The organism is Microbacterium panaciterrae, assembly GCF_039541635.1.
In the GTDB taxonomy this organism is placed as follows: domain Bacteria; phylum Actinomycetota; class Actinomycetes; order Actinomycetales; family Microbacteriaceae; genus Microbacterium; species Microbacterium panaciterrae.
The window spans coordinates 31,077-51,773 of record NZ_BAABGP010000021.1 but is presented as its reverse complement, the minus strand read 5'-3'; the positions used below and the strand labels follow the sequence as shown (position 1 = coordinate 51,773).

Annotated in this window: 23 protein-coding genes; 16 read left to right on the top strand and 7 right to left on the bottom strand. The window is 65.8% G+C overall.

Features of this window, described 5'->3' with window-relative positions; genetic code table 11:
- The first annotated feature begins 6 nt into the window (after nucleotides 1–6).
- The 3 genes from ABD882_RS15125 (at nucleotide 7) to ABD882_RS15115 (ending at nucleotide 3,084) form a co-directional block, all read left to right on the top strand.
- A complete protein-coding gene (locus ABD882_RS15125; RefSeq protein ID WP_345188206.1) occupies nucleotides 7–1,245 on the top strand; it encodes an ABC transporter substrate-binding protein in 1,239 nt (412 codons plus the stop codon).
- Nucleotides 1,246–1,312: 67 nt separating this feature from the next.
- Complete coding sequence (locus ABD882_RS15120) at nucleotides 1,313–2,269, top strand: carbohydrate ABC transporter permease (protein WP_345188205.1); 957 nt, start codon at nucleotides 1,313–1,315, stop codon at nucleotides 2,267–2,269.
- Nucleotides 2,266–3,084, top strand: a complete 819-nt coding sequence (locus ABD882_RS15115; RefSeq protein WP_345188204.1) for a carbohydrate ABC transporter permease — start codon at nucleotides 2,266–2,268, stop codon at nucleotides 3,082–3,084. Before ABD882_RS15120 ends, ABD882_RS15115 begins: the two co-directional genes overlap by 4 nt.
- A gap of 29 nt (nucleotides 3,085–3,113) precedes the next feature.
- Here ABD882_RS15115 and ABD882_RS15110 read toward each other — a convergent pair whose 3' ends face one another.
- On the bottom strand, nucleotides 3,114–4,118 hold the full coding sequence (locus ABD882_RS15110; RefSeq protein ID WP_345188203.1) for a LacI family DNA-binding transcriptional regulator: 1,005 nt from the start codon (nucleotides 4,116–4,118) through the stop codon (nucleotides 3,114–3,116).
- A gap of 110 nt (nucleotides 4,119–4,228) precedes the next feature.
- Here ABD882_RS15110 and ABD882_RS15105 point away from each other — a divergent pair, with 110 nt between their 5' ends.
- Nucleotides 4,229–5,203, top strand: coding sequence for a glycoside hydrolase family protein (locus ABD882_RS15105; protein WP_345188202.1), 975 nt, complete (start codon nucleotides 4,229–4,231; stop codon nucleotides 5,201–5,203).
- Between the two features lie 88 nt (nucleotides 5,204–5,291).
- On the opposite strand, the gene ABD882_RS15100 is transcribed toward ABD882_RS15105, so the two are convergent.
- Genes ABD882_RS15100 through ABD882_RS15080 form a run of 5 tightly spaced genes read right to left on the bottom strand, consistent with a single transcriptional unit; the run spans nucleotide 5,292 to nucleotide 8,405 of the window.
- Nucleotides 5,292–5,468, bottom strand: a complete 177-nt coding sequence (locus ABD882_RS15100) for a hypothetical protein (protein WP_345188201.1) — start codon at nucleotides 5,466–5,468, stop codon at nucleotides 5,292–5,294.
- Nucleotides 5,469–5,511: 43 nt separating this feature from the next.
- Complete coding sequence (locus ABD882_RS15095; RefSeq protein ID WP_345188199.1) at nucleotides 5,512–6,303, bottom strand: SDR family NAD(P)-dependent oxidoreductase; 792 nt, start codon at nucleotides 6,301–6,303, stop codon at nucleotides 5,512–5,514.
- Nucleotides 6,300–7,130 (bottom strand): sugar phosphate isomerase/epimerase family protein, encoded by an 831-nt coding sequence (locus tag ABD882_RS15090; protein WP_345188198.1) that lies wholly within the window; start codon nucleotides 7,128–7,130, stop codon nucleotides 6,300–6,302. Before ABD882_RS15090 ends, ABD882_RS15095 begins: the two co-directional genes overlap by 4 nt.
- Nucleotides 7,127–7,762, bottom strand: a complete 636-nt coding sequence (locus ABD882_RS15085) for a P-loop nucleotide/nucleoside kinase family protein (protein WP_345188197.1) — start codon at nucleotides 7,760–7,762, stop codon at nucleotides 7,127–7,129. Before ABD882_RS15085 ends, ABD882_RS15090 begins: the two co-directional genes overlap by 4 nt.
- Nucleotide 7,763: 1 nt before the next feature.
- Complete coding sequence (locus ABD882_RS15080) at nucleotides 7,764–8,405, bottom strand: bifunctional 4-hydroxy-2-oxoglutarate aldolase/2-dehydro-3-deoxy-phosphogluconate aldolase (protein WP_345188196.1); 642 nt, start codon at nucleotides 8,403–8,405, stop codon at nucleotides 7,764–7,766.
- 116 nt (nucleotides 8,406–8,521) lie between these two features.
- Between ABD882_RS15080 and ABD882_RS15075 the strand changes: the two genes are divergently transcribed.
- From ABD882_RS15075 to ABD882_RS15035, 9 genes are all read left to right on the top strand, one after another.
- Nucleotides 8,522–9,496: a Gfo/Idh/MocA family protein gene (locus ABD882_RS15075; RefSeq protein WP_345188195.1), complete on the top strand. Its 975-nt coding sequence runs from the start codon at nucleotides 8,522–8,524 to the stop codon at nucleotides 9,494–9,496.
- Nucleotides 9,493–10,041: a VOC family protein gene (locus tag ABD882_RS15070; RefSeq protein ID WP_345188194.1), complete on the top strand. Its 549-nt coding sequence runs from the start codon at nucleotides 9,493–9,495 to the stop codon at nucleotides 10,039–10,041. The genes ABD882_RS15075 and ABD882_RS15070 overlap by 4 nt, the downstream gene beginning before the upstream one ends.
- Complete coding sequence (locus ABD882_RS15065) at nucleotides 10,038–10,931, top strand: sugar phosphate isomerase/epimerase family protein (protein WP_345188193.1); 894 nt, start codon at nucleotides 10,038–10,040, stop codon at nucleotides 10,929–10,931. The genes ABD882_RS15070 and ABD882_RS15065 overlap by 4 nt, the downstream gene beginning before the upstream one ends.
- On the top strand, nucleotides 10,928–11,914 hold the full coding sequence (locus tag ABD882_RS15060; protein ID WP_345188192.1) for a Gfo/Idh/MocA family protein: 987 nt from the start codon (nucleotides 10,928–10,930) through the stop codon (nucleotides 11,912–11,914). Before ABD882_RS15065 ends, ABD882_RS15060 begins: the two co-directional genes overlap by 4 nt.
- Nucleotides 11,915–11,927: 13 nt before the next feature.
- Entirely contained in the window at nucleotides 11,928–12,689 is a 762-nt protein-coding gene (locus ABD882_RS15055; protein ID WP_345188191.1) for an SDR family NAD(P)-dependent oxidoreductase, read from the top strand.
- A 178-nt stretch (nucleotides 12,690–12,867) separates the two neighbouring features.
- Nucleotides 12,868–14,145 carry an ABC transporter substrate-binding protein gene (locus tag ABD882_RS15050; protein ID WP_345188190.1) on the top strand — a complete coding sequence of 426 codons (1,278 nt, stop codon included), beginning with the start codon at nucleotides 12,868–12,870 and terminating at the stop codon, nucleotides 14,143–14,145.
- Between the two features lie 51 nt (nucleotides 14,146–14,196).
- The gene (locus ABD882_RS15045) at nucleotides 14,197–15,141 is read left to right on the top strand and encodes a carbohydrate ABC transporter permease (protein ID WP_345188189.1); all 945 of its coding nucleotides are present in this window, start codon (nucleotides 14,197–14,199) and stop codon (nucleotides 15,139–15,141) included.
- Nucleotides 15,138–15,995 carry a carbohydrate ABC transporter permease gene (locus ABD882_RS15040; protein WP_345188188.1) on the top strand — a complete coding sequence of 286 codons (858 nt, stop codon included), beginning with the start codon at nucleotides 15,138–15,140 and terminating at the stop codon, nucleotides 15,993–15,995. The genes ABD882_RS15045 and ABD882_RS15040 overlap by 4 nt, the downstream gene beginning before the upstream one ends.
- The gene (locus ABD882_RS15035) at nucleotides 15,992–16,945 is read left to right on the top strand and encodes a Gfo/Idh/MocA family protein (RefSeq protein WP_345188187.1); all 954 of its coding nucleotides are present in this window, start codon (nucleotides 15,992–15,994) and stop codon (nucleotides 16,943–16,945) included. The genes ABD882_RS15040 and ABD882_RS15035 overlap by 4 nt, the downstream gene beginning before the upstream one ends.
- Before the next feature lie 146 nt (nucleotides 16,946–17,091).
- On the opposite strand, the gene ABD882_RS15030 is transcribed toward ABD882_RS15035, so the two are convergent.
- Nucleotides 17,092–18,297 (bottom strand): ROK family protein, encoded by a 1,206-nt coding sequence (locus ABD882_RS15030; RefSeq protein ID WP_345188185.1) that lies wholly within the window; start codon nucleotides 18,295–18,297, stop codon nucleotides 17,092–17,094.
- 228 nt (nucleotides 18,298–18,525) lie between these two features.
- On the opposite strand from ABD882_RS15030, the gene ABD882_RS15025 reads away from it, so the two are divergent.
- From ABD882_RS15025 to ABD882_RS15015, 3 genes are all read left to right on the top strand, one after another.
- Nucleotides 18,526–18,936 carry an ArsR/SmtB family transcription factor gene (locus ABD882_RS15025; RefSeq protein WP_345188184.1) on the top strand — a complete coding sequence of 137 codons (411 nt, stop codon included), beginning with the start codon at nucleotides 18,526–18,528 and terminating at the stop codon, nucleotides 18,934–18,936.
- 1 nt (nucleotide 18,937) lies between these two features.
- Entirely contained in the window at nucleotides 18,938–19,915 is a 978-nt protein-coding gene (locus ABD882_RS15020) for an SRPBCC family protein (RefSeq protein WP_345188183.1), read from the top strand.
- Between the two features lie 155 nt (nucleotides 19,916–20,070).
- Nucleotides 20,071–20,637, top strand: a complete 567-nt coding sequence (locus tag ABD882_RS15015) for a hypothetical protein (RefSeq protein ID WP_345188182.1) — start codon at nucleotides 20,071–20,073, stop codon at nucleotides 20,635–20,637.
- Nucleotides 20,638–20,697 lie beyond the last annotated feature (60 nt).

Here is a 20,697-nt window from a genome sequence, read left to right as displayed (position 1 = left end):
CGCGGCATGAACATGAAGAGGACGCTCATCGCGGTCTCCGCGATCGCCGCCGCAGCCCTCGCGCTCACTGGATGCTCCGCCGGCAGCGGCGCCTCCGGAGGCTCGAAGACCGTGACCTTCCTCTCGTGGGACACCGAGCAGACCATGAAGCCGGTGTTCACCGAGTTCGAGAAGGAGAACCCGGGCTACACCGTCAAGGCCTCCTACGCTCCGCCGGTCCCGCAGTACATCCAGAAGCTGCAGACGCTGCTCGGCTCCGGCACCGCCCCCGACGTCTTCATCATCACCGCCGAGAACAAGGCACAGATCATGAGCGGCGGGTTCGCCAAGGACCTGAGCAGCGAGTCCTGGATCTCCAACATCTCCCCTACCGCCAAGGCCACCTACACGCAGAACGGCAAGGTCTACGGCGCTGCGACAGCATCCTGGGGTGGCGGCATCCTGATCAACAAGGACCTCCTCGCCAAGGTCGGGTACACGGGCGCACCCAAGACCTGGCAGGACTTCCTGGACCTGGGCAAGAAGCTCAAGGCCGCCGGGATCACGCCCTTCTATGAGGCCGGCGACGGCATCCCGGTCAGCCTCGCCGCGCTTGTCGGGCTGGAGAACCAGAGCCTTGGCGGCACCATGGACCAGCAGATCTGGGCCGGCAAGACCACGTTCCAGAAGACCTGGACCGACGCGATCAGCACCTGGAACCAGCTGTTCACGCAAGGCGTGGAGCCCCGCACCGTGGCCGGCCTCACCGGTGACCAGGTGACGCAGCAGTTCGAGCAGGGCAAGGTCGCGATGATCGGGACAGGTTCCTGGGCGCTCGGCAGCATCCAGCAGGCAGCGCCGAGCCTGAAGCTGCAGTACCTCGCCGTTCCCGGTGCCGACGGCCAGGCCTATTGGTGCGGCGCGGTCTCCCCGGGCTACGCGATCAACGCGAAGGCCAAGGATCCTGAGGCCGCCGAGAAGTTCGTTCAGTTCCTGCAGAGCAAGCAGGGCGTCGAGGTCTACCAGAAGCAGACCCAGTCCATCACCACGACCAAGGACTTCACGCCAACGCTCGACCCGTCGCTCAGCGACATGTCGGATGCCGTCCGCGCCGGCAAGTTCTACCTGCCCGCGGTGAACTGGCCGACGCACAGCGATCAGATGAGCACCGAGGCAACCGCGCTCCTGCAGCAGACGATCTCCGGCAGCATCACACCGGAGCAGTTCGCCAAGGGTCTCGACGCGAAGCTCGACTCGGTCAAGTAGAAAACTCCCGAGAGGTGGCGCCGCCCCCGGGCGCCACCTCTCGGGGCATCCCAGGAAGCGCAAGGACATGGCCAACGCAACAACGGTAGAACCCCCGGCGGTCGCTCGAAACCTGCGAACGGCGACGCGCACCCGATCGCGCTACGGACGGGCTCGAGAGGGATTCGCGGCCTACTGGTTCGTCGTCCCCATCCTCATCGTCTTCGTCGTGCTGTACCTGATCCCCATGGCGCAGTCCATCTATTACAGCTTCACCGACTACAACGGGTATGTCAGCACCCCCGCATTCGTCGGCTTCAAGAACTACATCACCATCTGGAGAGACTCGTCGATGGTCTCGGCGTTCGGCTTCACGCTCTTCTACGCCGTCGCCACCGCGGCCATCGTGACGGGCCTCGCGATTCCGCTGGCCTTGGTGCTCAATCGCCGGTTCGTCGGACGCGGCTTCGTCCGCTCGGTCTTCTTCTTCCCTGCCGTGCCGAGTGTCGCGATCCTCGGCCTGGTGTGGGCCTTCATCCTCAGCCCCCTTGGCTCAGGAGTCATCAACTCCGTCATCGGCCAGCTCGGTGTGGCGCCGATCCCGTGGCTCTCGAACGAGACTCTCGCTCAGGTGAGCGTGATCATCGTCGCCGTGTGGTCGCAGACCGGGTGGCATGCGATGCTCTACCTGGCGTATCTCCAGGCGTTGCCCTCCGACATCTTCGAGGCCGCCAAGATCGACGGAGCCAACCGCTGGCAGGAGTTCAAGAATCTGACGCTGCCGCTGCTCATTCCGGCCGTCACGGTCAGCCAGCTCCTCCTGCTCACGAACGGGCTCAAGGTCTACGACCTGCCGTTCACGCTCACGCACGGCGGCCCGGGGTTCGCCACCCGGACGCTGACCCAGTCGATCATCGAGAACGGCATCGCGCAGTCCGACGTCGGCAAGGCGTCCGCTCTCAGCGTGCTCTTCCTGATCGTCGTCGGGCTGATCATCGTGGGCCAACTCGCCCTCTCCCGCCGTCTCGAGGAGCGCTACTCATGAAACAGACCCGCGGAATCGTCCTCAGCATCGTGATGATCCCCATCGCGTGCGTCGTCGCCATCCCGTTCTATTACATCCTCGTCAACACCCTGAAGACCCAGCCGGAGACGGCGGCCAACCCGCTCGCCCTGCCGACGCACCTCTTTCTCGGCAACTACCTCCAGGTCTTCGAGACCACGCCGGTGGTGCAGGCCTTCCTGAACACGCTGTACGTGACCGTGATCTCGATCGTGCTCATGCTGCTGATCGGGTCCATGGCGGCGTTCGGCGTGCTGATGGGCAAGGGCAGGTTCGCGACCATCGTCGGCATCATCCTCGTGGTCGCGTTCCTCGTGCCGGGGCAGGCGACACTCATCCCGCTGTACCGGATGCTGGCAGGCGTCGGCCTCGTGGACTCGCTCAACGGCCTGATCGTGATGTACAGCTGCGGCTCGATCTTCTGCTACTTCCTCATCGTCGGCTACATGCGCACCTTGCCGACCGAGCTGTTCGAGGCGGCGAGGATCGACGGCGCCGGAGCATTCCGGGTGTATTGGTCGGTCGCCCTGCCGCTGATCCGCCCGATCCTCGTGACCGTGGGGGTGTTCCAGACGATGTGGGTGTGGAACGACTTCATCACCCCCAACGTGTTCATCAACTCGCCGGAGAAGCAGACTCTCGTGCTGCAGGTCTACACCGCGGTCGGACAGTTCACGACGAACTGGCCGGCGTTCATGACGTTGAGCGTGATCGTCCTCATCCCGATGGTGATCTTCTTCATCGTGGCGCAGCGTCAGATCGTGAGCGGGCTGGTCAACGGCAGCGTCAAGGGATGAGTCGAGGCGGACCTGCTTCGGATCCGTTCTCAGCGGACCGCGGTCGACTCGCGCGCCATGAGGGCGTACGGGCTCACGAACTCCACGGGATCACCGGTCGCACCCTTGATCCTGTCCACCAGGAGGTCGACGGCCTTGGCGGCGATCAGATCCTTCGACGGGTTCACGCTCGACAACGACGGGGTGAGGAACCGGCTGCTCTCGACATCGTCGAAGCCGATCACCTTCACCTCGTCCGGGACGGAGATGCCGAGATCGGCCAGTGCGCGGAGGACGCCGAGGGCGACATAGTCGGTCACGCAGAAGACTCCGTCGAACTGCAGGCCTGCATCGACCGCCTGGTGAACAGCCGCGGAGGCCGCTTCCGGCGAGAACACGTCCAGCGTCAACGTCAGCCGGGAGTCTTCCTCGATCCCCGCGTCGGCCAGCGCCCGGCGGTATCCCGCGTGGCGCAGGCTCGAGACGTCCGTGTCGTCGCTCAGGGAACCGTGCACGGCGATGATCCTCGTGCACCCGCGCTCGATCAGGTGCTGCACCGCGGCGTGGGCACCGTCCTCGTTCGGCGTCGCGACGTGGTCCAGAGGGCCCTGGAAGATGCGCTCGCCCAGGATCACGACCGGGAAGTCGACGCGGAGCAGATCGACGTCGGATTCGCCGAGTCCGACAGCGCTGAGGATGAGGCCGTCGTACATGCGCAGGCGCGACAGGGCCAACGCGGTCAGCTCGTTCTCGCGCGACCGCTCCGTCTGTTCGATGACCACATTGAGGTCGTGACGCCGGCCGTTCTCGATGATCGCCGCACCCAGCTCACCGAAATACGGGCGGTCGACCTCCGGCACGGCCAAGCCGATGGTGTGCGTCTTCCCGCGGCGCAGATTGCGTGCTGCGATGTTCACCCGGTAGTCCAAGTCGTCGATCGTCTGCAGGACGCGCGCCCGCGTCGAGTCCTTGACGTGCGGCCTGCTGTTGAGGACGTTCGAGACCGTCATGGGCGAGACTCCCGCGGCCTTCGCGATGTCGCGGATCGTCACCATGACGTCTCCCCTTCCGGCCCGCTGTCGGGCGATGTCCCTGACTGTTGTATAACGTTACAACGATCGCGTGGCCTGCGTCCCGCCATCGGAAGGCATGTCAGGAGCGTGCGATGAGCGCGCCGATCTTCCGGGATCCCGTCTACGACGGCGCCACCGACCCGGCAGTCATCAGAAACGACCGGACGCGCGAGTGGTGGATGCTCTACACGCAACGACGAACGACCGATCCGGGTGACGGCGTGCGCTGGATTCACGGTACCTCGATCGGAATCGCGACCTCCTCGGACGAGGGAGCCACATGGCACTACCTCGGAATCGCCGAAGGTCTCGGCGGTGCGGACACCCTCTGGGCTCCCGAAGTCATCGCCGCCGGAGGCCGGTACCGGATGTATCTGACGGTGGTCGACGGCGTCCCGGACTCGTGGACCAGCGCCGATGCCCACATTGTGGAGTTCGTCAGCGACGACCTGCTGAACTGGGCCCGCGTCGGCGAGCTCGATCCCGTTTCCGATCGGGTGATCGACGCAGCCGTCGCGCTGTGCGGCGACGGGAACTGGCGGCTCTGGTACAAGAACGAGCGCGACGGCTCTTCGACCTGGTCCGCCGTCAGCGCGGACCTGACCGACTGGCAGGTCGAAGGGCCCGCCGTGCCGGCGCTCCCGCCGCATGAGGGCCCGAACGTCTTCCCCCTCGGCGGGTGGTACTGGATGGTCACCGACGAGTGGCGTGGGCTTGGCGTCCACCGCTCCCGTGACGCCCGTGACTGGCAACGTCAGGAGGTGAACGGCGGGCTCATCCTCGACACCCCGGGCGGCCACGCCGAGGATCGCGGATTCGGCCATCATGCAGACGCAGTGGTGGTCCCGGCGTCAGCCGGGCGCGTGGAGTCCGCGATCCTTTTCTACTTCACGCACCCCCGGCGTGACGACTCCGACGCGATCGTCGCGCGGAGCAGCCCCATCCACGCCGCGCGTCTCACCGTGCATCAGGGGCAGCTGATCGCCGAACGAGACATCGCCACCACGCAGGGCTTCCTCGGCGGGGCCGCAGCAGGGGCCACGACCTCGGCAGAAGGGACGACATGAGCGCCAGCGGATCCTGGTGACCCGGACGCGGGATTTCCAACGCTTCAGTCCTGCCCGCGCGTACCTCGACCTGGGCCACGGACCCGAGCTACCACTCGTTCCTCGCCGCGTTCCAGGCGGAGAACGAGCGCCGCGCCCGAACCGGGATCGGGATGGACTCCGCCGCGGTCTCCGGCTCTTCGAGCGCGATCAGGACCTGCTGCATGGTGAGGGCGCCGAGGGCGCTACTGCCATGGGGCGGAACAGCCCCGTCCATGTCTGTCATCCGCCTCCCGTCCGTGCATCGAGCGTGCGAATCGTCGCGGATTTCAAGGCTTCGAGCTGGGCCGACCGGGAATGTGGCCGAGGATCGACTTCGTGAAGCCGCCGTCGACACAGACATCCTGACCCGTGACGTAACTTGACAGCGGGCCGACGAGGAACTCGATCACGTTGGCGATGTCGACGGGTTCGCCAATCCTCGACAACGGGATGATCGCTTCACGCGCTGTTTTGATCTGGGTATCGACGTACATCTGCTCGGTCATGCCGGTACGGGTCATGCCCGGAGACACGACGTTGACACGGATGCCGTCGGGCGCCCATTCCAGCGCGAGCGTCTGAGCCAGCAGGGTCAGCGCGGCCTTGCTCGGGCTGTAAGCGCCCGATCCGGCGTGGGGAAGCTGGCCGGACATCGAAGAGACGAAACACGCTGAACCTCGGCTCTCCCGCAGATGTGGATGGCTCGCCTTGGCGAGCAGCCAGGCGCCTCGGACGTTGACGGAGAACATGTGGTCCCAGCCCTCGAGGGAGACGTCAGTGAGCGCGCCCGGCTTGGCGATCCCGGCGTTCGACACGAGTGCGTCCAGGCCGCCGAACTCACGCACGGCATCGGCGACGAGCTGTGCCGGCACGTCAGGATCGGCGAGGTCGCCCACCAGAGCAATGGCGGCACCGCCTATCGACTGGATCGAGCGGACGACCTCCTCCTGCCCAGCGCCCGACCTGTTCCCGCAGACCGCGATCATCGCCTGCTCGCCCCGAGCGAGAGCCGCTTCCGCGACCCTCAGACTCGTGGCCGCGCCGATCCCGCTGCTTCCGCCGCTGACGAGAGCTCTCATCGCATGGCCTCCTCGCGGGTTTCCAGGTTCCACCCGAAGGCGGGAAGATCCCGCATCGCCTGTGCGAACTCCTCGAGTGGATTCTGTTGGCGAATGATCTCGAGAACGACGTTGTCGACTCCCAGGGTCGACTCTACGGCGCGGCCCAGTCCCTCCCAGTCGATCACGCCGGTGCCGATGGGGTCGTGGCCCCAGACGTCCGTGCCCGTGTCCGAGATGTGCATGAGTCCGATCCACTCGTGGTGCGCCTTCAGCGCCGCGACCGGTTCGTCCCCGATGAACGCGGCGTTCGCGACGTCATGCACGATCCTGAGCGCGTCGTCGTCGACGGTGCGCACGACGTCCGCGATCTCCCGGATCGTGGGAGTGAAGCAGAAGGGAGCATTCTCGAACAGAAGCCGCTTGCCGGCCTTCTTGGCCCGCGGTACGAGATCCTCCAGGCTCTCGTACAGCCACCCGTACACGCTCTCGAGCGGTGGCGAGATCACGGGACGCCGCGTACCGGAAGAGATCACGATATCCGGGACATTCCACTCTGTCGCCAGTTCGATCACCGAGTCGATGTGCTCGATGCTCCTGCGTCGCACGCTCGCGGCCGGGCTTGCCAGGTTGACGTCATATCCGCCGGCATTCAGCGACCTGATCTTCGCACCGGATCCGTTCAGCTGCGCAGCGGTGGCCGCGCGCTCGGAGCTGGAGATCTCCACAGGCCAGCAATGCGGCGAGCTGATCGGGATCTCGAATGTCGTGTAGCCGTTCTCGACCAGTTCCGCGATCGCCTCGGGAGCGGTCTTGGACCAGAGGTAGGAAAAGGTGTTGATGATCATCGGAACTCTCCTGAGGTCGGTCGTTCGGTTGAGGTCGGTCGTTCGGTGTTCGCGCGGATGCGGTCCGCGTCGCGGATCTGCTCCAGCACGGCGCCGACATCCGCGCCTGCATCGTCGTTCACCACGTCGAGAACCTGCACGCCTTCCCAGGCGACGGGGGTCGTTCCCCACCTGGTCCAGAACGCGTCCCAATCGCCGAGCTTCGCGACGTCGCGGGCGAGGCCGCGCGTGAGGAGCCGCGTCTTGATCACCGCTTCCGGAGCAAGGACGCGGAGGACGAAGGAGCGGGAGCCCGGCCAACCGCCCGCGGCGGCCGACCGGAGGAAGAAGTCGGGGCTGTCCAGATATGCGGCGAAGGGTGCGTCCATGACGACGTCGTGCCCCAATCGCAGATTGTCGCCGGCCACTGCGAAGAGTGCCGAGTACTCGGACGGCATGAGCCGTGTCCGGTAGAAGTCGCTGCTCTCTCGGTCGCTGCTCTCGTTCCCGCTCGCGGCGAGCGCTGCTTCGACGAGCGGTCCGGCCAGGGTGTCCTTGTCCAGATAGACCGCAGACGCGCGTCGGGCGAGCTCGCGCGCTACCGTGGACTTTCCGGAACCAGCGGGGCCGACGACCGCGACCGCGAACGACATGTCAGCCTCGCGCGGCTTCGACAGCCGAGAGGAACCTCCGGGCCGCTGTCGTGACACGTGCATAGTCGCCGTCCGGTCTCGCCGCCTTCGTGATGCTGCTTCCGACGCCGACGGCGCTCACCCCGGCCGCGAACCAGTCGCGGACGTTGTGCTCGTCGACGCCTCCCGCAGGCATCAGGGCGATCTGTGAAAGAGGCGCGAGCACAGCCTTGGCGTAGTCCGGACCGGCGTCCGCCGGGAAGAGCTTGACGATGTCGGCGCCTTCTTCAGCCGTCTCCAGGATCTCGGTGGGGGAGTACGCTCCGCTGATCGAGACCACCTGGTAGCGGTTGGCGGCGCGAAGCATCGCGCGGCTGAGGTTGGGGCTCACGACGAAGGAGGCGCCCGAGGAGACGGACGCGTACGCCATAGGTTCGTCGATGACTGTGCCTGCCCCGATCGACACCTCGGAGCCGTACTCGTTCGCGAGTCGTTCGATGACGCCGAGTGCGCCGTCGGTGGACAGCGTGATCTCGATCGCCCGCACCCCGCCCTCGATGGCCGCTCTCGAAGCTCGCAGCGCCTCGTCGGCATCATCGAGTCGCACGATGACAACCGTGCCGGTCGAGTGGATGTTCATCAGGGTCCGCAGCTTTGCGTTCATGAAACCTCTTTATATCGTGGGTCGACACCAATATAGTGTTCATCGACATAAACTGTCCACCGGCACCGCATCGCAGCGGTGATCCGCCAGTCGTTGATTGGTCGCAAGGAGCGCGCATGAATCCGGCACGAACGATGGTCTTCGGTCCATCCCACTGGCACGTTCCGCTCTGTGCGGAACGAATCGGTGCTCGACATGACGTCATCGGCGTCAGCGACGAGGATGCCGACAGTGCTCGGCACTACGGCGACCTGTGGGATGCTCCGGTCTACGAGCGCTGGCAGGACGTGCTCGCGGCGCACCCTGATGCCGACCTCGCCTACGTGTTCGTTCCGCATGACCAGATGCGAGACGCGTGCCTGGCGCTGATCGCTGCGCGGATTCCTCTCGTCGTGGAGAAGCCGGCGGGCGTCTCCCGAAGCGAGGTCGCCGACGTTCGCGCCGCGGCCGAGGCCGCCGGCGTGCCCATCGCGGTCACGTTCGTGCAGCGAGGCGGGCCCATCGAGCACTGGCTGTCGCAGGCGGGCCCGGCTGTGTACGAGAGCACACAGTTCATTGCGGGCCCGCCGGGCCGGTACCTGACCAACGGCAGCCCCTGGATGGTGGATCGCGCGCGCGCCGGGGGCGGCTGCGTCATCAACCTTGCGCCGCATTTCATCGACATGTTCCTGAGGTCGGCAGGGCAGCGAAGGGCGAAGGCGTCGGCCGCGCTGTCGTCGACCCTCCATGGGCGCGGCGTCGAAGACTTCGGGTCGTTGACTCTCACGACCTCCGACGGCCGGATCGGCACCATCCAGGTCGGCTACGCGTTCCCCGATTCCGTTCTCAAGCGGCACTGCTCGTTCACGCGAATCGGCCCGAACGGGGTGGCGAGCATCTGGACCGACGGGACGGCCTCGTTCACGGACACCGCCGGTGCGACACAGGTGAGCCGTCTCGACGTGGACAGCGATCCCCTGTACGACCGGTTCGTCGACGCCGTCGCCGACACGCTCGACCAGGGCTTCGAAGGGCTGCCCGGCATTCGCGATCTCGAGGATGCCATGGCGATCGTGTGGGACGCCTATTCAGAAGGGAGCCCCACCCTATGACCGGACGACGACTGCCCGGCGTGCGCTACGTGGATCACGCCGCCTACACGGTTCCCGACCTGGACGAAGCGGTGAGCTTCTTCGTCGAGGTGTTCGGCGCCGAAGAGCTGTATCGCTCGACGCGCGGCCCGGACGCAGGCTTCATGCCGGAGAACTTCGATGTTCCCGCCGACGCGCAACTCGAGCTGGCGATGCTGCGGATGCCGCCCAACCTCAACCTCGAACTCTTCCAGTGGCGAACGGCGGACCGGCGCAGCCAGCACCCGCGCCACAGCGACGCCGGCGGTCACCACCTCTGCTTCACCGTCGACGATGTCGACGACTCGTTCGAGATCCTCAGGAAGATTCCCGGAGTCCGGATCCTCGGCGAGCGCAAGGAGGTCGCCGGTGACAGCCCTGCCGTCGCCGGCAACCGCTGGGGCTATTTCGTCACACCTTGGGGCCTGCTGATCGAACTCGTCGATCGGTCCCGAGTGCAGAACCCGCCGCACCTGGTCGGCCCCGCCGACTGGACCACTTACACAGAAGGACCCACATCGTCATGATCATCGCAGGGCACACCCTCGGCACACCCGACCACGACCTCCGCGGCGCATTGCGGCTGTTCCGTACGGCGGGACTCGACGCGGCCGAGGTCATCTATCAGCAGGACTACGCCGCCGCGATCGCACCCCACGACGAACGCGCGGCCGCTGTGGCGGCGGAGATCGCGGGGGACGAAGGGATCCCCATCGTCGCGCTCACGCCCTACACGACCGCCATCAACAGCCTCGACGACGCGTCCTGGGGCGCAGGTGTGGACGATCTGCGCGCGTGCATCGCCGCCGCCCACACCGTCGGCGCCTCTCGCGTCCGCGTGTACGCCGGCTCCTGGCACGACGGCGACAAGGATTGGGACGCCCACTGGAATCAGCTTCGCAAAGCGCTCGAGGTGCTCGCCGTCGACGCGGCGGACGCCGGGGTGGTGCTGTGCGTGGAGAACCACTTCGGCACCATGACCCAGACCGCGGCGAACACCGCGCGACTCGTCCGAGAGGTCGCGGCTCCGTCTGTCGGCGTGCTGTACGACCAGGCGAACCTGACCTTCACGCATGACGAGGCCTGGCCGGAGGCGCTCGCCGTGCAGGGCGATCTCGTCCGCCACGTCCACGTGAAGGACCTGGTGTTCAAGGACCCGAACGCGCCTTTCCGGGCGAGCGACACGGCACGCGTGAAGGCGGAGGAGCGCGCTGTGAGGTCGCGCGTGGTCGGTGAGGGCGTGGTCGCGTGGGACGAGATCATCGCGGAACTCGTGCGTCGCGGCTACGACGACGTCCTGACGCTCGAGTACGAGTACCGCTGGCACCCGCAGGACCTCCCGGCTCCCGAGATCGGCTTCGGACAGGCAGCGACGGCTCTCCGGGAACTGCTGAGCGGACTGGAGGGGACACGATGAGCGGGCAGCGTCTGCGTGTCGGTGTCGTCGGCGCGGGCAACATCGCCAGCATCGCCCAGCTCCCGTCGCTCGTCGCGAGGGATGACGTCGAACTCCGCGCACTTGTCACGCGACGAGATGACCCGGAACCGCTGATGCGGCGGTGGGGCTTTCAGCGCGCGCACGGCACCGTCGATGCGATGCTCGACCGCGAGGAGCTGGACGCGGTCTTCATCCTCACTCCGCGCTCCGAGCATGTCCACGCCGCGAAGAGTGCGCTCGCGGCCGGGGTCGATGTGTTCTGCGAGAAGCCCTTGGCGACGCGTCTGGACGACGCCGAGATGCTCGAGCGCATCGCCTCAGAACATGATCGCGTTCTGATGGTCGGCTTCAACCGTCGGTTCGCGCCCGTCTACGAATCCGGGCGCTCGGCCTTCGCAGCCGACGGTGCGACGTTCTGCGTCGCACAGAAGAACCGCGCCGGATCCGAGTACCGCGCGACGTTCGAGAACGCCATCCACATGATCGACCTTCTCCGCTGGTACTGCGGCGGCGAGCCCATTGAGGTGACAGCTCGCGCGGCCGGAGTCGATCCGTGGCAGGAAGACGGGTTGGCCGCTCTCATCCACTTCGACAACGGACATACCGGGGTCCTCATGGCCGCCCGCAACGCCGGCAACTGGGGCGAGAAGCTCGACGCCTACGGCGACGGCGTCAGCGCGGAGATCTCCGCCCCTGATACCGCCAGGATCACGCGCGACGGCGTCACCACCATTCGCGAGATGACGCCGGAAGCGTATGGATGGGCGACCGCGACCCACACCCTCGGCTTCGCCGGCGCCGTTGATCACTTCCTCCAACGTGTCCGGGACAGGCAGGAGCCGCTCACCTCCGGACGAGAAGCGGTCAAGACCCAGGCGCTGCTCGAGCGGATCCTGTCCGCGGCGGGACTCCCGACTGAGGAACAGGCCGGACGCGAGTGGTCCAGCCACGCGAAGAAGTGAAGGAGATCAGGACATGGTGAATGCAGCAGATCAGGTGGTCATCGTCACCGGCGGCAACGGCGGCATCGGTGCGGCCATCGTTGCCGCCTATGTGGAACTCGGTGCGACCGTCATCAACTCGGACCGTGGGCCGTCGGCGGTGGGCGCAGCCGCCGCATACTTCGATCTCGACGTGACCGATGAGGTGGCAGTCAAGGCGATGCTCGCCGACGTCGTGGAGGCGTACGGGCGCATCGATGTGCTCATCCACGCCGCCGGCGTGCTGGGCGACACCGTCGATCCCATGAGCACGACCACGGCAGAGTTCGAACGCGTCATGACCATCAACGGCACGGCTGCTTTCACAGTCACGCGCGAGACGGCCCAGGTCATGATCGATCTCGGAATCAAAGGGTCCATCCTGCTGCTGTCGTCCGTCGCCGCGAAAGAGGCGCGCACGACATATCTCCCGTACAACGCAAGCAAGATCGCGGTGCTCCACATCATGTGGTCGATGGCCCAGATCCTGGGGCCGTCGGGAATCTCCGTCAATGCGATCGCTCCTGGGCCCACCGAAACTCCAATGTGGGCAAAACTCGCTGAGGCCTCCGGCCCCGACGCTGAGGCTGCCCTCGCCGCGAGAGCAGCGCGCGCCGCGCAGCTGCCGATGCGCAGGTTCGCGCGACCCGAGGAGATCGCCAGCGCGGCGCTGTTCTTGACGGATCCACGCAACCGCTACATCACCGGGATCAGTCTGGATGTGGCGGGTGGCGCCCATCTCGGGATGGGGTCGTAATTCGCCTCCTTCGTTATGAAGATAATCGACATATATCTGTCGAACGATGCTAATATCTCGTCAGGAGCCGAACATCAACGGGGCTCCGCAGTCGAAGTGCCGAAACTGTCGCTGACATGCGTGTCCCGGGCGTTCACAGCTGTCACACAAAGCGACTGATCTCAAAGGAGAGAGTGGGATGATCACAAAGCGATGGAGCCTCGTGGTGGCAGGTCTTGCCGCAGCGAGTCTGATGCTGGCCGCATGCGCGCCGGCGGATGACTCGCAAGGAGGGAAGGGAGGCGGCAGCGACAAAGGTCCTGTGACGCTGACGTATTGGGACTTCCTCGACCCGAGCCAGAACAATCCCCGTGCGAACGCGCTGCGCGAGAACATCGCCGCGTTCGAAAAGGCCAATCCCGACATCAAGGTCGATCTTTCTGTCGTGTCACTGGGTGACATGCTCAGCCGCCTGCCGCAGGCAGCAGCAGCGGGGCAAGCGCCCGACGTGTTCAAGATGTTCACGCCGACGGTGCCGCAGATGGCCGCAGCCGGCGCCTACTCGCCGTTGCCTGCGGCCGCATCGGATGTCAAGGACTGGTTGCGGCCCGTCAACACCCTGGCCGGACCCGACGGCAAGCAGGTCGCCGTGCCCTACGAGTACCGGACCTGCTCGCTCTACTACAACCAGAAGATCCTTGACAAGATCGGGGCCACCGTTCCGAAGACCTATGACGAGGTCGTCGACGTCGCCGCCAAGGCGGCAGCCGCCGGCTACACGGGCTTCGGCACGGGGTTCTCCGACACGGATAACTCGGCCATCATCGCCACGTTCTTCGACTGCTTCATGAGCCAGGTTGGCCAGGACATCTGGAACAAGGACGGGCACGCCGCCTTCGCCGGCGCGAAGGCGGCTGAGTTCGGCGACTTCCTTGCGAAACTCCGCGACGCCAAGGCGCTCGGTAGCAGCGTCGTCTCTGACAGCTACTCCACCGTGACCGACGGCCTCGCCAACGGCACGGTCGCCATGGCGGTTCTGGGAACCGAGCGCATCGTGACGTACGGCAAGACCAACCCCGACATCAAGTGGACCGCTCTTCCCAAGGCTTCGACAGGCGGCCAGACCGGCGCCACCATCGGCTGGACGATGGGCATCGGTGCAGGAAGCAAGCATGTCGACGCTGCATGGAAATTCATCGAATACATGACGGGCGCGAAGGCCGGAGCGGTGATGGCAACCGGAGGCGAAGTGCCCCCGCGGGCGTCGACGTATAAGGAGTCGTACTTCTCGACGCCGGAGGCGGACACCGTGAAATCCATCGCGGACTATGTCAAGAGCAACAGCAAGCCGCATGCCTACTCGGACAACTGGATTGCCGTGGCCAGCGGGCTCTCCCATGCGGGACAGTCCCTGTATCTGAACGGTCTCACTGGCAAAGAGTTCATCTCGGCCGCACAGGACGCGGCGAACAAGTAGACCGACGAACATCCGGGGAGTCCGCAAGGGCTCCCCGGGGATCGGAAAATCATGACTGAAACTCGTACTCTGGTGATGCCTCCTCCGGGGCGACGCAAGATGGGACGGGGCGCCCGGTCAATCCCGAAGGCACGCTCCAGCCGAAACGATCGCAAGGTATGGCTGTACACCGTCCCGGTCGTCCTCGTCTTCGCATTCGTCTTCATCGGTCCTCTGTTCTACACGGCATGGACCGCGCTGCACGAGACGAAGTACTACTCGATCGGAAAGTTCTCCGGCCTCAAGTCCTTCACGACGCTGTTCTCCGACCCGAGCCTTCCGGCGCAGATCGGCACGACTCTCGTGTTCTCGCTGGGCGCGTTGGTGATCGCGCTTCCTGCGGGGTTGCTGTCGGCGATCGTCCTGAACAACATTCATCGGTTCAAGCGCACGGTGCGCAGTCTGTTCCTCCTGCCGTGGCTGATGTCGCAGGCTACCGCCGGCACGATCTGGCTGTGGTTTCTCAACCCGAACTTCGGCCCCGCGTCCGCGATCACCACCTCACTGGGGTGGGGACGCACAGACGTGTTCTCCTCCCCGACCGTCGCGCTGATCGCGGTGACTCTGATCACGGCGTGGTGGTCGTACCCTCAGGCGATGCTGCTGTTCCTCGGGGCTCTGCAGACTATCCCCGAAGAACTTCGCGAGAGCCTGCGGGTGGATGGTGGCGGGATCTGGCGCGGCTTCGTGAGCATCACGCTGCCGTATCTGCGGAACACGATCGTCTCGGTCATCATCGTGCTTCTCATGCTGTACGTGCAGATGGTCACCATCATCCTCGTCACCACGCGCGGCGGGCCCCTGAACGCCACGGAGACGCTTTCGATGCGCGTCTTCAACCAGACCTTCGTCGACTTCGACCTGTCCGGTGCGTCCGCCACGGCGATCCTCCTCTTCGCCGTGAACATCGTGCTCACGCTCGTCGCCATTCGTTTCCGCCGAAAGGAAGCACTATGAACGTCGCAACGGCGAGACGCCGCCGGCTCGGCAAGCTGCTCCGAGCTGTGCCCGCCTGGATCTACATCGTCCTGTCCGCGGCCATTGTGCTCCCGCCCGTGGCGTGGATTCTCTCCACCGCGCTCAAGCTCGATGAGGACACGATCAAGTTTCCCCCGGTGTGGATCCCGAACCCGATCAATTTCGACACCTTCGGCAGGATCTACACCACGACGAACGTGCGATTCTTCGTGAACTCGCTCATCTACGCGGGCGGTTCTATCGTCCTGGCCCTGGCGATCTGCATCCCCGCCGCGTACGTGGCGACCCGATACCGAGGGCGGCGCATGGAAGCCGTGATGACCGGCATCCTCGTGTTTTCGATGGTTCCGGCGATCGTTGTGTTCATCGCGTTGTACTCGATGTTCGTCAAGACGGCGCTGATCAACACCTACCCCATGCTGATCGTCGTGTACACGGCGATCATCAGCGGCCAGACGATCCTGTTCCTGCGGAATTTCATCGAGAACATCCCCGTCGAGATCGAGGAGGCGGCTGCCATCGACGGCTGCTCCCGGCTGCAGATTCTCTGGCGGATCGTGATCCCTCTCATCCGGCCCGGGATCGCCGCGATCGCCATCTTCATCTTCGTTTTCGTGTGGAACGACTTCCTGGTGGGAACGGTGCTGGCGACCACCGAGGACATGAAGACGGTGCAGAACGGGATCGTCCGGTACATCACAACGGGATTCGGCAACTTCTGGGGCCTCTTCTCCGCCTTCGTGATCTTCGCCTTCATTCCGGTGCTGGCGGTGTTCGCGGCGTTCCAGCGGTGGTTCATCGCCGGATTGACCTCCGGGGGCGTCAAGGGATGAGCACGCCTGCTCGGGTTGCGGTGATCGGTGCGGCTGGCTGGGCCGGGCGCCGCCACGCACGCGCGTTCCGGGACATCGGTGCCGACGTCGCCGTCGTCATCGATCCCAGCCCTGCCGTGCACGAGCTTGCACGAGAGCTCGGCGCGACGGTCATCGAATCTCACGTCGACCTGCGTCCCGACAACATCGACCTGGTGGTCGTGTCGCTGCCCACGAGCGTGCAGCCGGGCGTGACGGCGGACCTGCTTCGGCGCGGGTTCCGAGTGCTGGTGGAGAAGCCGCTCGGGTCATCCTCGAAGAACGCAGCGGAACTCGGCGCGATCGATGACATCGACGATGCTCTCATGGTCGGATACACGCTTCACCATCACCCGATCGCAGGTCCCCTCGCGGAGTGGATCTCCGAGTCCACGGTGATCAGCATCAGTGTCCGATCCGCCGCCAGGAAACTGACGCTCGACTCCTGGCGTGTGGCACCCCAGGAAGGCGGTGTCATCGTCGTGAACGGAATCCATGCGATCGAGTATGTGGCATCGTGCTTCCCCGGCGACGTGACCGTTCGCAGTTCGTACAGAAGTGACCAGCTGCACAACGCTTCCGTGTCCGACTACGCCGCGGCATCCTTGACCTTCGGCGACGGAGGTCCACTGTTCCGGCTGGAGACGTATTGGAACCCGTGGAATCACTCCGCGGGGCTGAACGGCGACGACTGGGCCTTCGAGGTGGACGTCGTCGCTCATGAGGGGCGCCGGCTCTGGTCGAACTGGGCTCTCCACGAGTGGAACCGTCACGGGTCCGAGTCGGTGAAACACTATCCCGAGGTCGATCTCTTTCTCGAGCAGGCGAAGCGTGCGATCGATTTCGCGCGGGGCGAGAAGCCTCTCGTGGGCTACCGGCAGGCACTGCGGGCGACCGAGATCGCGGACAAGATTCTTCTGGAACTGGAGTGAGCATCCGAGCGGTCCCGGCGAGTCCGGCCGACCGATCTCCCTCGGTCTGGCTGCACCCGGTGGCGCTACGCTCTTCGTCGCCGGCATCGCTTCGGCGATGTGACCACTCCGGGAGCGCGAGGTGTCGGCGACGATCCTTGGTCGACTCAGCCTTCCGCAACCAGTAGCGAAGGCGCGCCAGCGGCTCCGCCCGGGACGAGCCGTCGGAGGTTGTCCTCGCTGAGTGCGTACTCTGTGGCCATGATGCCGGCTCCGATCAGAGCCGCCCGCACTGGCTCGAGCGACCGAACGATGGCGAGGCCTTCGGTCGCGAAAGGTGTCGCTTTCTGATAAACGACTTCGCGGATGCCGGCGACCAGATGGTTGCCGGCAGTGGTGAGTCTTCCGCCGATGGCGATCGTCGCGGGATTGAAGAAGCTGATGCAGGTCGTCAAAACTTCGCCGATGTCGTTCCCCGCGCGACGAACGGCCGCGATCGCTTCGAGGTTTCCGCTGAGCGCAAGCTCGACGACGTCGTCCACAGTCGTCGCTGGCAGCCCTTGGGCGGACAGGGAGGCAGCGATCGCGGGTCCGCTCGCCACCGCGACGAGACATCCGCGCCTGCCGCAGATGCACGGCACGTCGGCTTCCCGAGGGACGGGGATGTGGCCGATGGCGCCGGCCGCGCCCTTAGCGCCTCGGAAGAGGGTGCCGTTGCTGATGATGCCTGCACCAATGCCTGTGGACGCCTCCACGGCGATCATCTCGCCGGCGTCCGGTCGCAACGCGTGTTCCCCCAATGCCATGAGGTTGGCGTCGTTGTCGACGAGCACAGGAACCGCGAAGTACTTCGCCAAGTGTCCAGGCACGTCGAAGTGATCCCACTCAGGCAGATTGGTCGAGTTGAAAGGCCGACCCTCTTCATGGAACACCGGAAGTGCGATGCCGACGCCGACGGCGGCGATTCGCCAGCCCGCGTGATCGCTTTCCTTCAAGAGGGTGGACGACGCTGCAGCTGCCGCATCGAGGACCACTTCCGGCCCGTCCGCCATCTCGGCGGGGAAGGCCGCTTCAGCGATGATCTGACCCGAGAGGTTGAGAAGCGCGACCAGATTGTGAGATCGACCGATGTCTATCGCGATCGTCCCCCAGGACACCGGCTCGAACGAGACGCGGGCCGAAGGCCGTCCAGCAGCCGCGGAGGGAATCGTCGGCGCCGACACCGCAAGCCCCGCAGCGATCAGCTCTTCGAGCCGAAGAGCCACGGTCGAACGAGCGCGCCCGGTCAGCTCTGATAGCTCGCTCAGCGTGAAAGAGCGATCGCCCAGTCCCCGACCGAAGCTGAACAGGTCGATCGCATCGAACGAGCCCAACGGCTTACTCTCTCGTGCCATGTCACCATTACACCACCTCGGCCACCTCTTCGGTCGAGCATTGCGCTATCAACTCCTGTCCACGACGAATAGATGGCGATTTTCGATGTAACTGCAAAGACTGAGGATGCGCATGGTCGGGGTGTGCGATGGCCGCAACGACGCTCCGCGGTCGTCGGCCAATCAACCCCTTGACACCCCGCTCCATCCGTCGTAACGTACAACCAAATGGTTGTACGAAATGAACTCAGCGATGAACAGATCGACCGTGTGTTCCAGGCCCTCGCGGCGAGCACGCGGCGCGACATCCTGCGCCGCACGCTCGTTCAAGAGCAGTCTGTGTCTGTGCTCGCCCGCGACTACGACATGTCGTTCGCCGCGGTGCAGAAGCACGTCGCGGTGCTCGAGGCCGCGGAGCTCATCGTCAAGCGCGCCGAGGGACGCGAGCGGCTCGTCCGCGCGAACCCCGAGATGATCGCGCGCGCACGGGCGCTGCTGGCCCGCTATGAGGAGCTGTGGCGCAGCCGCATCTCCCGCCTCGACGACCTGCTCGCCGAGGACCCCGAAACCGACTCCGACACCGATCCCGGATCCGCGCCGCGCGGATCCACCACCCCACGACCGAAAGAAGGAGCGTGACATGCCTGTCACCGACGTGATCACCGATCCCGAGAACCTGACCCTGACCATCCACGCCGACTTCGCCGCCCCGGTGGAGCGCGTGTGGGCCGCGTATTCCGACCCGCGCCAGCTCGAGCGCTTCTGGGGCCCTCCGGGCTGGCCGGCGACCTTCACCGCGTTCGACCACACGGTCGGCGGCCTCGCGCAGTACCGGCTGACCGGTCCGCGCGGCGAGAAGTCGTCCGGACGGTGGGAGTTCACCCGGATCGAGGCGCCGACGCTGTTCGAGGTGCTCGACTCGTTCGTCGACGACGCCGGCCAGCCCATGGAGGGCTTCCCGGCGATGCGGATGACGCTCGAGTTCTCGCCGACCGCCGAGGGCACCCGCATGGTCGGCACCAGCCACTTCGACTCCGCCGAGGCGCTCGAGCAGGTCGTCGCCATGGGCGTGATCGAGGGCACCAAGATGGCCATGAGCCAGCTCGACACGGTGCTGCAGGATCTGCGCGCCTACGCCCAGGGCAAGGGCACCCGGCTGGAGCTGCTCGATGACACGCACGTGCGGATCACCCGGCTCGTCGAGGGCCCGCGCGAGCTGGTCTGGCGGGCGCACAACGAGCCCGAGCTGATCCGGCAGTGGATGCTCGGCCCCGACGGGTGGGAGATGACCGAGTGCGTTGCCGCCGTCGCGGTCGGCGACACGTACCGGAACTCGTGGGCTCCGGTCGGCGACACCCCCGGCCAAGCGTTCGGGTTCGAGGGCGAGGCGCTGATCATCGACGCCCCGCGCCGCGCCGTCACGACGGAGCGCATGCAGGGCACCGACGGTCCGACGACGCTGAACGATCTGAACCTCTATGAGGAGGACGGCGCGACCCTGGTCACCGTGCTCATCGAGTACCCGGATCTCGCCACGCGCGATATGATCCTCGCCACTGGAATGGTCGATGGCATGGAGGCCTCGTTCCGGCGGCTGGAGGCAGCCGTCCTGGTCTGAGGATCCGCACGGCGCATCCCGGTCGTCCGCAGGCGCACTGCCCGGGCGGCCGGGATGTCCCTCGTCTCGGGAGTGATCGGCCGGGCCCGATCAGCCGGCTGCGGGGCGGCCTGGACGCGATATGTCGCCGGGAGCAGCGCTGATACCGTCAAGGGGTGTCCAGCATCGTGGTGAAGATCCTCCTCGTGCTGTCGGTGCTGATCCTGGTGGCGGCTGCGGTGGCGCGGCTGCGCGGACGTCCGAACCGGTCGACACAGCACCCGGAACGCCAGCGCATGCCGCGGCTCGTGCCGATCGTCGGCGCGTTGCTGCTCGCTGCGGGGGTGTTGCTCGGCCTCTCCGCGTTCACCGCGGAGGACCGTCTGGACATGCTCTGGCCGATGCGGATCGCGGCCGTGCTGATGGCTATCGCCGGCGTCGTGTTCCTGGTGATGTACCGCAACTTCTACGTCGCGCCGCGCGCGGATGAGATCGCGTTCCGCACCGTGTTCGGGCGAGAGCGGGTGATCGCGTACAGCGACCTCGTCGACTACGACGTGCACGGATCCGGTCTGCAGCTGATCCTGACACTCCGCGCCGCGAGCGGTCCGCGGCTGCGCCTGAACGTGCGGCTCTACGACATGTCGCCGTTCCTGCGGGCGGTGGAGTTTCGCCGGCACCACGGGCGCTGGCCGGTGCGCGGCGAAGCGCTGGGGCTTCCCGGATCCGGTCGGGTCGGCTGATACCGACGGTGCAGGGCGGCGGCTGATCCTGCCGGCGCTTGTGAACGCGGATCCTGCCGT